The organism is Franconibacter daqui (assembly GCF_014644275.1).
Lineage (GTDB): Bacteria > Pseudomonadota > Gammaproteobacteria > Enterobacterales > Enterobacteriaceae > Franconibacter > Franconibacter pulveris.
In genome coordinates this window covers 445249-457900 of the sequence record NZ_BMKJ01000002.1, presented here as the reverse complement: position 1 = coordinate 457900, position 12652 = coordinate 445249, and the positions used below count along the sequence as shown (strand labels likewise).

Below are 12652 nucleotides of genomic sequence, written 5' to 3'. Positions count from 1 at the left end.
ATTTGCGTGGCTTAACCTCTTTTACGTCGCCAGGCAGGAGAAGCGTTTCTCGGCGGCGCCGCTTCCTGCAAGGGCATCACTACGCTTGCGAACTCTTTCATCACCCGACGATAGACATCGCGCTTAAAGGAGACAACCTGACGTACCGGATACCAGTAACTGACCCAGCGCCAGCCGTCGAACTCAGGTGTGCTGCTGGTCTGCATATTGATATCGGTGTCGTTGCTCACCAACTGCAGAAGAAACCATTTTTGCTTCTGGCCGATACAAACCGGCTTTGTGTCCCAACGCACCAAACGTTTTGGTAATTTATAACGCAACCAGTTGCGGGTAGTGGCGAGGATGCGGACATCTTTTCGTTGTAAACCTACCTCTTCGAAAAGCTCGCGATACATCGCCTGTTCCGCCGATTCGCCAGGGTTGATGCCACCTTGCGGAAATTGCCAGGAGTGTTGGCCAAAACGCCTGGCCCACATTACCTGCCCCTGACGATTACAGATCACGATACCAACATTCGGGCGGTAGCCATCATCATCGATCACCGGACTACCTCAAAATAAACCTGGATAGTAACGATTGTTTCATACTCCTTTGTGACGGTAAACCACTCTGTTGGGCGCGACTTCAAGGAATAAACCTTGAATAACTCACAAAAATATGCCGACTTATAAACAGAGACGAGGCGCAAGCCAGCGTTTTATTCACTTTTTCTGTGGATATCACTGTGTAGAAGTAGCTAATTTCCCAGGGAAAACCCAGGACAATTCTGTCCCGGCTCAAAACAGCCTTATGAATATAACCTTTGTTTTCAGTTAATTAAATAAATAACCCACCCTTTATGCCTACAAAACGTGACGAGCATCACGCTTAAGATCCTGGCGGTGATGAAAGATCGAACAGAGCCGTTTTTATCCACAGATTGTGCCAATAAGTTAGTCACAGGCTGGCGAAAAAGTGCAAAAACGGTTCGCGTCAAGGCTGTAAATCGAACCAGTAGTGGCTTCTTTTCACAGTTATCCCATTTTTCTGTGGATAACCTGGTGTAAGATCCTGTTCATTGTCAGTGACCAGATTGGGAAAACCCGTTTTTTGTCAGGCCGGAATTGGTTTTTTTATTTAAAATAACTATTACAATCAACAGGCTGCATATGTTGCTCACAGCGCGGTAAACTCTGTCCACAAGCGCTCTTTTTGCTGTTCATTTTTTAACCTAACGGAAAAGCACCATGTTGTCACTCTCTCCCCTTCGCCAACCGCCGGAAGATGAAGCGCAGCTGCTCGCGCAGGCTGGCCTGCTGGCAGGCATGACGCTGGGCGAACTCGCCGCCCTTGCAGGCTTGCCCATTCCACCCGATTTGAAGCGCGACAAGGGCTGGACAGGGATATTGCTGGAGTTATGGCTTGGCGCCAGCGCGGGCAGCAAACCGGAGCAGGATTTCGCCGCGCTCGGCGTAGAGTTGAAAACCATTCCCATTGACCGTCAGGGACGCCCGCTGGAGACTACTTTCGTCTGCGTTGCGCCGCTTACCGGCAATTCAGGCGTGGTATGGGAAACCAGCCATGTGCGTCACAAGCTAAAGCGCGTGCTGTGGATCCCGGTGGAAGGCGAACGCACGATCCCCCTCGCCGAAAGGCGCGTAGGTTCGCCGCTGCTCTGGAGTCCTTCGGCGCATGAAGAGGCGCAGCTTCGCCAGGACTGGGAAGAGTTAATGGATTTAATCGTGCTTGGACACGTTGAGCGAATCACCGCTCGCCACGGCGAAGTGTTACAGCTGCGTCCCAAAGCCGCGAACAGCAAAGCCCTGACGGAAGCGATTGGCGCTAACGGCGAACCTATTCTTACGCTGCCGCGCGGCTTTTACCTGAAGAAGAACTTCACTGGCGCGCTGCTGGCGCGACATTTTTTGTTATAAAGAGATTAAATTTTTACCCTGCGGTGTTGGATGCATATAATTAGCGTTTTCTTTATAAGCAGGACTTTTAGATGTTATTTGCATGGGTAACGGATCCCAATGCCTGGCTGGCGCTCGGTACGCTGACGCTGCTGGAGATTGTGCTTGGGATCGATAATATTATTTTTCTCTCTCTGGTTGTGGCGAAACTCCCCAAATCACAGCAAGGCAAGGCCCGAAAACTGGGGCTTGCCGGCGCGATGATTATGCGCCTGGCGCTGCTGGCTTCCATCGCCTGGGTTATCAAACTCACCCAACCGCTGTTTACCGTATTAGGGCAAGAGATCTCCGCGCGCGATTTAATTCTGCTGCTCGGCGGCCTGTTCCTTATCTGGAAGGCGAGCAAGGAGATCCATGAATCTATTGAAGGCGAAGAAGAGGGGCTTAAAACTAACGTCCACTCTTTCTTCGGCGCGATTTTCCAGATCATGCTGCTCGATATTATCTTCAGCCTGGATTCTGTGATAACCGCAGTCGGCCTTTCCGACCATCTGTTTATCATGATGGCGGCGGTCGTGATTGCCGTAGGCGTGATGATGTTCGCAGCGCGCCCGATTGGCGAATTTGTCGAGCGTCACCCTTCTGTCAAAATGTTGGCCCTTTCGTTTTTGATTCTGGTGGGCTTTACGCTGATGCTGGAAAGCTTCGATATTCACGTACCTAAAGGCTATATCTATTTTGCGATGTTCTTCTCTATCGCGGTTGAAAGCCTTAATTTGATACGTAACAAGAAAAATCCCCTTTAATCTCAGGCGCTCCTTCGGGAGCGCTTTTTATTTCCCTTTAAGAATTGCCTGCTTTTTCGTCGCGCTTCGCTGGTTTTTACTAGAATAACCAGGTTAATCCATTCCATATCCCTATGAGGCGAATAACGATGAATAAATGGGCTGTAGTAATTTCCGCTGTGGGTCTGGCTTTTGCTGTTTCCGGCTGCAGCAGCGACTACGTTATGGCGACCAAAGACGGCCGTATGATCCTCACCGACGGCAAGCCGGAAGTGGACGATGATACGGGTCTGGTAAGCTACCGCGATCCGCAGGGCAACGAACAGCAAATCAACCGCGACCAGGTGTCACAAATCATTGAACGCTAACGTATAAAAGGCCAGTTTTTCCGCTGGCCTTTTCGTTTTTTGTGCGGCCTCCCCTTCCCCTTTTGGTCCCCCTCTGCCATGTTTATATTCCTTTGTCGGGAAGTGCCTGACGCAGTCTAAAAATAAGGAAGCCGGCTATGCATTATCACCGTATCCCTCATAGCTCACTTGAGATAAGTACACTGGGACTGGGCACCATGACCTTTGGTGAGCAAAACAGCGAAGCCGATGCGCATGAGCAGCTTGATTACGCGGTAAGTCAGGGGATAAACCTCATTGACGTGGCGGAAATGTACCCCGTCCCGCCACGACCGGAAACGCAAGGGCTGACCGAAACCTATGTCGGCAACTGGCTGAAAAAGCGTGGCAATCGCGAAAAGCTGATCATCGCCTCCAAAGTAAGCGGGCCGAGCCGCAACAATGACAGCGGCATACGCCCGAACCAGGCGCTGGATCGCAAGAATATCCGTATTGCGCTGGATGAAAGCCTTAAGCGTCTGCAAACCGACTATCTCGACCTTTATCAGGTGCACTGGCCACAGCGCCCGACGAACTGCTTTGGCAAACTGGGCTACAGCTGGACGGAGGGTGCGCCTGCCGTAACGATCCTCGAAACGCTGGAAGCGCTGGCTGAATACCAGCGCGCCGGGAAAATTCGCTATATCGGCGTCTCGAACGAAACCGCCTGGGGCGTGATGCGCTATCTGCACCTGGCGGAAAAGCACGATCTGCCGCGTATCGTGACTATCCAGAACCCCTACAGCCTGCTTAACCGCAGCTTTGAAGTCGGCCTTGCGGAAGTCAGCCAGTTTGAAGGCGTTGAACTGCTGGCCTACTCCTGTCTCGCCTTCGGCACGCTGACCGGCAAATATCTGAACGGCGCGAAGCCTGCGGGCGCCCGCAATACGCTGTTCAGCCGCTTTACGCGCTACAGCAGCGAGCAGTCGCAAAAAGCGGTGGCGGCCTATGTAGAGATCGCCAAGCGCCACGGGCTGGATCCGGCGCAAATGGCGCTGGCTTTTGTGCGTCGCCAGCCGTTTGTCGCCAGCACCCTGCTTGGCGCCACCACGCTTGAGCAGCTGAGAACCAATGTGGAAAGCCTGCATCTGGAATTAAGCGAAGAGGTCATGGCAGAGCTGGAAGCGGTGCATCAGGTGTATACCTACCCGGCGCCGTAAGGTCTGGGGTTCGTCTGTAAAAAAACCCGCCGGAGCGGGTTTTTTTATTACTGCTTGCGTCGCCAGAACCAGAGCCCGGCGATGGCCAGCGCAAAAATAGCGCCGAAGCCGACGCCAATGCCCACCACCGGGGCCCCTGCTTTTACCGCCAGGGAATAGAGCCCCAGCATCAGCAGCATGGCGGTGTTTTCGCCAAGGTTTTGTACCGCTATCGCATTCCCTGCGCCTACCGAGCGCTTACCGCGCTCCTGCAATAGCGCATTGAGCGGCACCACGAAAAAGCCGCCGAAAATGCCAATCAGCATCAGCAGCAGATAAGCAGGCAGCAGCGCCTGCTGGAGCGCGAACACGATAACCGCCACGCCAATCAGGATGCCCGCCGGCATGCAGCGCGATACGGTTTCAAGCGTCACCAGCTTCGCCGCCGCGCCCGCGCCAAGCACGATGCCGATCGCCACCATCGCGTTAAGGTAGGTCGGCGTGGCGTTATCGGTAATGCCGAGCGCCACCGGCACCCACAGCACCAGCAGGAAACGCAGCGTCACCCCTGCGCCCCAGAACAGGCTGGTGCCGACCAGCGAAAATCGCGTTTCGTCGTTTCGCCACAGCACCCGGCAGGCGTTAAAGAAGCTGCGGGTCATCGGCGTAAAGCGCCATGACTGCCCCGGACGCGCCGGGGCGAGCTGCGGAATAAACAGGTTCGCCACTACCGCGCCGGCGTAGACCAGCGCGCAAACCGCCAGCGCCGCGCCGATGTGCCAGTCCGCCAGCACCCCGCCCGCCACCGAGCCGACAAGGATGGCGGCGATGGTGGACGACTCCATCAGGCCGTTGGCTTTTACTAACCGGTCGCCGGTGGTCAGCTCGCCAAGAATGCCATACTTCGCGGGCGAGTAAGCCGCCGCGCCAATCCCCACCAGCGTATAGCCGATGAACGGATTAAAGCCAAGGCCGATAGCCGCCGCGCCAAGCAGCTTCAGGCTGTTCGCCACCATCATCACCCGTCCTTTGGCGAAACTGTCCGCCACCTGGCCGACAAACGGCGCGAAAAGGATATAGGCGGCGACGAATACCATTTGCAGCACCGGCTGGCTCCAGTCCGGGTAAAACTGCGCTTTCAGCACCGCCAGCGTGGCGAAGAGCAGCGCGTTATCGCCAAAGGCGGATAAAAACTGCGCGGCGATAACCGCCAGCATGCCGCGGGAAAAGAGCGACGTAGAATGGTTGGCATCATGCATGCGTCTGTTCGTCCTGGTCGACCATCGATTTGAGAGTAACAAAATCGGGCTTACCGCTGCCCAGCACCGGCAACTGCTTGAGGTAGCGGATATCGCGCGGCACCGCCAGCTCCGGCACGCCGTAGGTTCGCGCCTGCTGCTGGAGTTTTTCACGCGTCAGTTCGCTGTCGGTGGTAAACAGCACCAGCGCTTCGCCCTTGGCGGCATCGCTCTTGATAGCCGTGGCGTGCATTTTCTCCGGCGAAACCGCCAGCGCCAGCTGCTCCACCATTTCCAGCGAAACCATTTCGCCAGCGATTTTCGCAAAGCGTTTGGCGCGTCCCTGAATAACCACGTACCCCTGTTCGTCAAAGGTGACGATATCGCCGGTGTCGTACCAGCCTTTCTCGCTCTCGCCGTTGGCGTTCTCCGCCGTCGGCTCCTCCAGTACGCCCGGTTTCTCCACCCGCAGATAGCCCTTCATCACGTTCGGGCCTTTCAGCTGTAAACGCCCGCCCTGCTCAATGCCCGGCACGGCCAGCAGGCGCGCGTCCATAGAAGGAAGAATGCGCCCGACAGTGCCAGGCTTTGCCGCCATCGGCACGTTAATGGAAACCACCGGGGCGCATTCCGTTACGCCATAGCCTTCCAGAATGCGCAGGCCGAATTTGTCCTGCCAGATTTGCTTTGTGCTCTCCTGCAGTTTTTCCGCGCCAGCGACCACATAGCGAACGCGGTAGAAATCATAAGGATGAGCAAAGCGGGCGTAATGGCCGAGGAACGTTGAGGTGCCGAACAGCACGGTGCAGTTGCGGTCATAGACCAGCTCCGGCACCACGCGGTAATGTAGCGGGCTTGGGTAAAGAAAGACTTCCGCGCCGGTGAAGAGCGGCGTGAACAGCCCTACCGTTAAGCCAAAAGAGTGGAACAGCGGCAGCGCCGACATAAAGCGGTCGCGGGCGGTAAAATCGGCGATGGTGCGGATCTGCTCAACGTTTGCGAGCAGGCTTTTATGGCTGTGCACCACCCCTTTCGGGTTGCCTTCCGAGCCTGAGGTGAAAAGCACCATCGCGGCGTCTTCCGGCTGCTGCGCGACCTGCGCCAGGCGGGGCGCCAGCAGGTGGCCGAAAATCCACAGCTTATCGGCCGTGGTGATTTCGCCGCGCAGATCTTCAAGAAAGACCCAGCGAACCGAGGTGATTTGCTCAATCAGATGGCCAAGCTTGCCTTTCTCAATAAACTGACGGGAGGTAAAGATGGTTTTGATCTGCGCGGCGGTGATGGCGCTGTTAAGCCCTTTCACCCCGGCGGTGTAATTCATCATCGCCGGAACGCGCGCGCGCATAGACGCGCCGAAAATCACGGCGGCGCTGATGGCGGCGTTGGGCAGCATCAGGCCGATAGTTTCGCCAGGCTTGCTGTATTTATCGAGAATCCGGCCGACAAACAGCGTCTTTTTCAGCAAGCTGCGGTAGTTGTCCGGTTTAAAGTTGATATCTTCCAGGCAGTTTTTGCCTTCGCCGTAGCGGTGCGCCGCTGAAAGCAGCGCCTCGAACAGCGTTTCACGCGGACGCACCGCCATCCGCGCTTCCATCATAATCTGGTGCAGCATTTCCCCGGCCAGACGGCGGCGATCGCGCGCGCGCGGCGCATCCGGCATCGCAATGGTGGTGGGCGGCAGAATATGCAGGTCGATAGCCGGGAAGAGGCGACGTTTCACCAGACCCTTCAGGCGGCTGGTAAAGGTGAGTTCTGCGCCTTCAATACGCATCGGTACAACCGTCGCGCCCGATTTCGCGGCGACGAACCCGGCCCCGTCATAAATTTTCATCAGCGAGCCGCTGACCGAAATACGTCCCTCCGGGAAAATCACCACCGGTCTGCCCTGGCCGATTAAGCGCACCAGTTGCTTGATGGACATCGGTTTTGTCGGGTCCAGTGGCACGAAATCGATAAACGAGGTCAGCGCGCGCATATACCACTGGCTGCTGATAGAGGTATAGACGGCAAATACAGGACGCACCGGTAAAAAGAGCGCCAGCAGGATCCCATCCATAAACGAGACATGATTGGGCGTGATTAAAACGCGCGGCTGACTCAGCGCCCGAATATCGCCGTGAAGCTGTACGCGGAACAGTATGCGAAAGAGGTTGCGGAAAAATCCAAATAGCATCTCAACTCCCTTTGTCTTCAGTTATCAAGGATGAAGTATAGTCGCGGCAGATTACACGAGTTGTCGGGGATGAGCGACAGTTGAAAGCCGGGAAAGGACGCGGGGAGTGGCTACAGCGACACAATTCGGAATAGCGCGAGGCGGATTACAGGGGGCATGAACGAGCGTCAAAACCTGCGCATCCGCGAAGGCCTGGGTAATACTTGTGGTCAGTAGTTAACTGACGCTACCTGGCACTATCGCTGGTTATTAGCACCCGCAGATAAACATGCCGGCAATAAACCTGAATGACAGGCAAAAAAAACCTGCGCAATCCGCGAAGGCTTGGGTAATGCTTGTGGTCAGCAGTTAACTGACACCACCTGGCAATATCGCTGGTTATTGGCATCCGCAGATAAACCTGAATGACAGGCAAAAAAAACCTGCGCATCCGCGAAGGCTTGGGTAATGCTTGTGGTCAGTAGTTAACTGACGCTACCTGGCAATATCGCTGATTATTGGCACCCGCAGATAAACCTGAATGACAGGCAAAAAAAAACCTGCGCATCCGCGAAGGCCTGGGTAATGCTTGTGGTCAGTAGTTAACTGACACCACCTGGCAATATCGCTGGTTATTGGCACCCGCAGATAAACCTGAATGACAGGCAAAAAAAAACCTGCGCATCCGCGCAGGTTGGTGTAATGCTTGTGGTCAGTAGTTAACTGACACCACCTATCAATACCTCTGGGATCTCAACTCTACCAGCGACGATTTCTCTGCCGCTACAGGCCAATCGCAACAGCCCATCGCAAAGTGTAACCAAAGGTTTTGTTTGACATTATTCCCCCTTTTTCCGTTACAGATGACAGAGCGCCGTCAGATGTAACAATTACACCCCGCTTTTGGATATGGTCCACAAAACGCGCCCATGTTTATGGCCAGTTGCTTGAAGTGGCGCGGTTTTTCCGTAACACTTAACCATGTGTAAACGTTTACCCATGCAGAAGGTATTTTATGGCGACTATAAAGGATGTTGCGCGGCTTGCTGGAGTCTCTGTCGCCACCGTGTCTCGCGTCATTAACGACTCGCCAAAAGCCAGCGATGCTTCCCGCCAGGCGGTGCTGGAGGCCATGGAAACGCTGAATTATCACCCCAACGCCAACGCCCGCGCGCTCGCACAGCAAACCACTGAAACCGTGGGCCTGGTGGTCAGCGATGTGTCCGATCCCTTTTTTGGCGCCATGGCGAAAGCGGTGGAACAGGTCGCCTATAACACCAACAATTTTTTGCTTATCGGCAATGGCTACCACAATGAACTGAAAGAGCGGCAGGCGATAGAGCAACTCATCCGCCACCGCTGCGCCGCGCTGGTGGTGCACGCCAAGATGATCCCCGATGAAGAACTGGCGCCGCTAATGAAGCAAATTCCCGGCATGGTGCTGATTAACCGCATTTTGCCAGGTTTCGAGCGTCGCTGCGTGGCGCTGGATGACCGCTACGGCGCATGGCTCGCCACCCGCCACCTGATTCAACAAGGCCACACCCGCATCGGCTACCTGTGCTCCAACCACGCTATTTCGGATGCCGAAGACCGGCTTCAGGGCTATTACGACGCCCTGAAAGAGCACGGTTTGCCCTGCAACGAAAGGCTGGTGAGCTTCGGCGAACCGGATGAGAGTGGCGGCGAACAGGCGATGACCGAACTGCTGGGGCGAGGAAAACAGTTTACCGCCGTGGCCTGCTATAACGACTCCATGGCGGCGGGCGCGATGGGGGTGCTGAACGACAACGGCATTGACGTGCCGAAAGAGATTTCGCTTATCGGCTTCGATGACGTGCTGGTTTCACGCTACGTTCGTCCAAGGCTCACCACAATTCGCTACCCCATCGTGACGATGGCGACCCAGGCGGCAGAACTCGCGCTGGCGCTCGCCGATAACCGCACGCCGCCGGAAGTCACCCACCTTTTCAGCCCTACGCTGGTGCGCCGCCACTCCGTCGGCGCGCCGCTGGAGAATCAAAGCCCGTAGCGGTAGAGGTGAACAGATTTATCGGGATATTCCAGGGCGTCGCCAATGTATTGCCAGCCTGAACGTTCGTAATAATTTTTGCAGGCGGAATAGAGATAAAGTTCGGTAAAGCCAAGGCTTCGGGCAAATCCTGTCACCGTCTCCTGCAACATTCCCCCCAGCCCCTTGCCGCGCTGCGATTCATCAATATAAAGCGCGGCGAGCCACGGGAAGAGATCCTGGCGGCTGATTAAATCGCAGCGCCATAACCCGACCGTGCCCAGCAGCTTTTCGCCCTCGGTGGCGATAAACGTCAGCGGCAGCGCGCCGGGTTTCTGGCTGTGGTTAACGATGCTGGCGAAAAAGTCGCGCGGCTGCGTGGGGCCGAAAGCCTGCCAGAGCCAGTCGGTCACCTGCTCCGCATGCTGCGGCGCGTCATAAAGCGGCTGAATAATCACTGCATTTTGCCCTGAAAAATAGGTACGGATTCAAACAAATAGCCGTCGAAATCGGGCGCATCGGCGTCTGAAAGCTCCAGCAGGCTGTTTTTGGTGTTTTCAAGATGCTGCCACATCGCCTGCCAGGCGCCCATGACATCGCGACGGCGCAGAGCGGCAAGAATGGTCTGGTGTTCGCCAAGCCACTTCAGGCGGTAGCTGCGGCTTTCAAGATGGGCGTGCAACTGCTGCCAGAGCGGGCTGCTGTCCATATGGCGCCAGATGCTCTCCACCGTGGCGAGCAGCATCTGGTTTTGCGAAGCGCCCGCCAGCACCAGATGAAACAGCTTGTAATTATCCTGGCTGCTGTCGCTCATCGCGATGGCGCGCTGCTCCTGCTCCAGAATGCGCTTAAGGTTATCGATATCGGCTTTGGTGGCCATTTTCGCCGCGAAGGCGGCGATATTGCTCTCCAGCAGCTGGCGCGCCTGGAGCATTTCAAACGGACCGATGTCGCTGTTGAAAAAACGCTCTTCCTCAGTTTCATTTTCCGTAGGAATACGCATGACGTAGACGCCGGAGCCCTGGCGGATATCCACCGTGCCCTGCAGCTCCAGCATCAACAGCGCCTCGCGCACGATGGTGCGGCTGACGCCGTACTTTTCCGCAATATTACGCTCCGGTGGCAGCCGCGAACCGACAGGATAGTGGCCCTGGATTATCTGCTCCCTGAGGTCCTCACCAATCTCCTGGTACTGCTTTTTTTCGGGCGGAACAACCACCTTATCCACGATATCACCTGTGTACTGAATTGAGCCTGAGAAGCTTCCCCGCCTTAAATGCGGAAAAAACGCGCACTAGATTACCAGACTCAGCGCCTGATCGAGAACTTTCGCGCCGTTTAAGGTGCCATAGGCTACCGTATCGATAACGTCGATAGGGATGTGGTGCTCGTCGGTCAGCTTTTTATTTTCGGCAAGCTTGAAGCGCACCTGCGGGCCGAGCAGCACCGCCTGGATTTCGGCGGCGTGGCTTTGCAGTTCATCGCGCAGGTTTTGCTCCGGGATAGCGTAGATGCGGTACTCCAGCCCCCGCTCCGCCGCCGCCTTTTCCATTTTGGTCACCACCAGCGAGGTGGACATGCCTGCGGAACAGCACAGTACGATACGTTTCATGGTCGCTCCTTATTTCCAGTCATCATCAATGTTCAGGGTCAGCGTGCGGGTTTCTCGAAGCGCCCGGTACCAGCCCGCCGATTTCTTAGCCCGTCTCGCCCGGTTGTTTTGCAGATCTATTTCAATCAGCCCATAGCGGTTTTTGAACGCGTTCATCGGCGAGACATTGTCGGTAAAGGCCCAGAGCATGTAGCCCTGGCAGTTCGCCCCGGCTTCGCGGGCAAGCAGCGTCCGGTAGAGGTGCTCGCTGATAAAACCAATGCGGTAGTCATCCTGAATGACCCCTTCGGCGTTGCGAAACTGCCCTTCGTTCTCAATGCCCATGCCGCTTTCAGCGATAAACCACGGGATGTTGCGGTAGTCGTTTTTGATGCGCATCGCCATGTCATAAATAATGCGCGGGTAAATTTCCCAGCCGCGGGATTTATTCATCCGTCGTCCCGGCAGCTCGAAAGGCTCATAGTAATAAGCCGGATGGAACGGCGTTTGCGGGTTCCAGGCGCGCGACGGCGCTTTCACCCGGTGCGGGTAATAAAGGTTGATGCCAAGCTCATCGACGGTGTTGTCGCGAATGAGCGCCAGCTCGTCGGCGCTGTAGTCCCACTGCACGCCATGTTGCTCCAGCAGCGCCACCAGCGCCTGCGGATAGCGGCCGTGGACCATCGGGTCGAGAAATACGCGGTTATAAAAGAGATCGTACATTTCCGCCGCTTTCACATCGTGCGGCGCGCTGGAACGCGGATAGGTCACTTCCGGGTTCAGGATAGCCCCCACGCTGCCGGTATAGCCCTTCTCGCGAAACAGCTTCACCACTTTCGCCGTGGCGAGGTTTTTATGGTGATTCCACTGCATCCAGGTGGAGGTGTTCTGCTCATACGGCCAGCGCAGCGCGTCCAGATATACCCGCGTTTGCACCACAATGGGTTCGTTGAAAGTAAACCAGCGCGACACTTTGTGGTGATAACGCTCAAACACCTTTTCGGCGTACAGCGCAAACAGCTCAACCACCTTCTTCGACGCCCAGCCGCCGTAGTTTTCAAACAGATAAGCAGGCAGCTCATAGTGCTCAAGGCAGATCATCGGCTCAATGCCGGCCGCCAGCATCTCGTCGATAAAGTTGTCGTAATAGCGGGCGTACTCTTCGTCCACCACGCCCTTTTCGTAATCGGTAAAAAAGCGCGACCAGTTGATGGAGGTGCGGTAATGCGTCAGCCCCGCCTGCTTCATTAGCGCCACCTCTTCCCGGTAGCGGTTGTAGAGGTCAGTCGCCACCGCCGGGCCGTAGCCCTCGTGCCAGACGTGGCGGTCATTCTTGTACCAGATATCCATATACGAATCCTGGCCCTCTTTCTTGCCGCTCCAGCCTTCGGTCTGCCAGGCGGACGAGGCCGCGCCCAGAATGAAATCCTGCGGAATGGTAATGCTTTTTTGACTCAT

Annotated in this window: 12 protein-coding genes; 5 read left to right on the top strand and 7 right to left on the bottom strand. The window is 55.8% G+C overall.

What is annotated here, in order from left to right; translation table 11 throughout:
- Positions 1 to 11 precede the first annotated feature (11 nt).
- A complete protein-coding gene (gene rppH, locus IEX01_RS11470) occupies positions 12 to 542 on the bottom strand; it encodes an RNA pyrophosphohydrolase (RefSeq protein ID WP_024556454.1) in 531 nt (176 codons plus the stop codon).
- A gap of 684 nt (positions 543 to 1226) precedes the next feature.
- Between rppH and mutH the strand changes: the two genes are divergently transcribed.
- The 4 genes from mutH (at position 1227) to IEX01_RS11450 (ending at position 4223) form a co-directional block, all read left to right on the top strand.
- Entirely contained in the window at positions 1227 to 1913 is a 687-nt protein-coding gene (gene mutH / locus IEX01_RS11465) for a DNA mismatch repair endonuclease MutH (RefSeq protein ID WP_188723871.1), read from the top strand.
- A 71-nt stretch (positions 1914 to 1984) separates the two neighbouring features.
- On the top strand, positions 1985 to 2698 hold the full coding sequence (locus IEX01_RS11460) for a TerC family protein (protein ID WP_024556456.1): 714 nt from the start codon (positions 1985 to 1987) through the stop codon (positions 2696 to 2698).
- A 128-nt stretch (positions 2699 to 2826) separates the two neighbouring features.
- Entirely contained in the window at positions 2827 to 3045 is a 219-nt protein-coding gene (locus IEX01_RS11455) for a YgdI/YgdR family lipoprotein (protein WP_024556457.1), read from the top strand.
- Positions 3046 to 3182: 137 nt separating this feature from the next.
- A complete protein-coding gene (locus tag IEX01_RS11450; protein WP_024561583.1) occupies positions 3183 to 4223 on the top strand; it encodes an NADP(H)-dependent aldo-keto reductase in 1041 nt (346 codons plus the stop codon).
- 47 nt (positions 4224 to 4270) lie between these two features.
- Here IEX01_RS11450 and lplT read toward each other — a convergent pair whose 3' ends face one another.
- Both lplT and aas read right to left on the bottom strand, forming a co-directional pair.
- Positions 4271 to 5461, bottom strand: coding sequence for a lysophospholipid transporter LplT (gene lplT / locus IEX01_RS11445; protein ID WP_048887912.1), 1191 nt, complete (start codon positions 5459 to 5461; stop codon positions 4271 to 4273).
- Positions 5454 to 7613, bottom strand: coding sequence for a bifunctional acyl-ACP--phospholipid O-acyltransferase/long-chain-fatty-acid--ACP ligase (gene aas / locus IEX01_RS11440; protein ID WP_188723870.1), 2160 nt, complete (start codon positions 7611 to 7613; stop codon positions 5454 to 5456). The genes lplT and aas overlap by 8 nt, the downstream gene beginning before the upstream one ends.
- Before the next feature lie 994 nt (positions 7614 to 8607).
- On the opposite strand from aas, the gene galR reads away from it, so the two are divergent.
- The gene (galR, locus tag IEX01_RS11435; protein WP_024559246.1) at positions 8608 to 9624 is read left to right on the top strand and encodes an HTH-type transcriptional regulator GalR; all 1017 of its coding nucleotides are present in this window, start codon (positions 8608 to 8610) and stop codon (positions 9622 to 9624) included.
- On the opposite strand, the gene IEX01_RS11430 is transcribed toward galR, so the two are convergent.
- From IEX01_RS11430 to IEX01_RS11415, 4 genes are all read right to left on the bottom strand, one after another.
- Positions 9612 to 10061 (bottom strand): GNAT family N-acetyltransferase, encoded by a 450-nt coding sequence (locus IEX01_RS11430; protein WP_188723869.1) that lies wholly within the window; start codon positions 10059 to 10061, stop codon positions 9612 to 9614. The two genes, galR and IEX01_RS11430, sit on opposite strands and share 13 nt — an antisense overlap.
- Positions 10058 to 10831 carry an FCD domain-containing protein gene (locus IEX01_RS11425; protein ID WP_024559248.1) on the bottom strand — a complete coding sequence of 258 codons (774 nt, stop codon included), beginning with the start codon at positions 10829 to 10831 and terminating at the stop codon, positions 10058 to 10060. The genes IEX01_RS11430 and IEX01_RS11425 overlap by 4 nt, the downstream gene beginning before the upstream one ends.
- Before the next feature lie 66 nt (positions 10832 to 10897).
- Positions 10898 to 11215 carry a PTS sugar transporter subunit IIB gene (locus IEX01_RS11420; RefSeq protein ID WP_024559249.1) on the bottom strand — a complete coding sequence of 106 codons (318 nt, stop codon included), beginning with the start codon at positions 11213 to 11215 and terminating at the stop codon, positions 10898 to 10900.
- A 9-nt stretch (positions 11216 to 11224) separates the two neighbouring features.
- Complete coding sequence (locus IEX01_RS11415; RefSeq protein ID WP_188723868.1) at positions 11225 to 12652, bottom strand: glycoside hydrolase family 1 protein; 1428 nt, start codon at positions 12650 to 12652, stop codon at positions 11225 to 11227.

What these genes read in the sequence shown, in the direction of transcription:
- mutH (WP_188723871.1), top strand. Translation starts at nt 1,227, where the DNA reads ATGTTGTCACTCTCTCCCCTTCGCCAACCGCCGGAAGATGAAGCGCAG.
- IEX01_RS11450 (WP_024561583.1), top strand. Translation starts at nt 3,183, where the DNA reads ATGCATTATCACCGTATCCCTCATAGCTCACTTGAGATAAGTACACTG.
- IEX01_RS11420 (WP_024559249.1), bottom strand. Translation starts at nt 11,215, where the DNA reads ATGAAACGTATCGTACTGTGCTGTTCCGCAGGCATGTCCACCTCGCTG.
- IEX01_RS11455 (WP_024556457.1), top strand. Translation starts at nt 2,827, where the DNA reads ATGAATAAATGGGCTGTAGTAATTTCCGCTGTGGGTCTGGCTTTTGCT.
- galR (WP_024559246.1), top strand. Translation starts at nt 8,608, where the DNA reads ATGGCGACTATAAAGGATGTTGCGCGGCTTGCTGGAGTCTCTGTCGCC.
- aas (WP_188723870.1), bottom strand. Translation starts at nt 7,613, where the DNA reads ATGCTATTTGGATTTTTCCGCAACCTCTTTCGCATACTGTTCCGCGTA.
- lplT (WP_048887912.1), bottom strand. Translation starts at nt 5,461, where the DNA reads ATGCATGATGCCAACCATTCTACGTCGCTCTTTTCCCGCGGCATGCTG.
- IEX01_RS11415 (WP_188723868.1), bottom strand. Translation starts at nt 12,652, where the DNA reads ATGAGTCAAAAAAGCATTACCATTCCGCAGGATTTCATTCTGGGCGCG.
- IEX01_RS11460 (WP_024556456.1), top strand. Translation starts at nt 1,985, where the DNA reads ATGTTATTTGCATGGGTAACGGATCCCAATGCCTGGCTGGCGCTCGGT.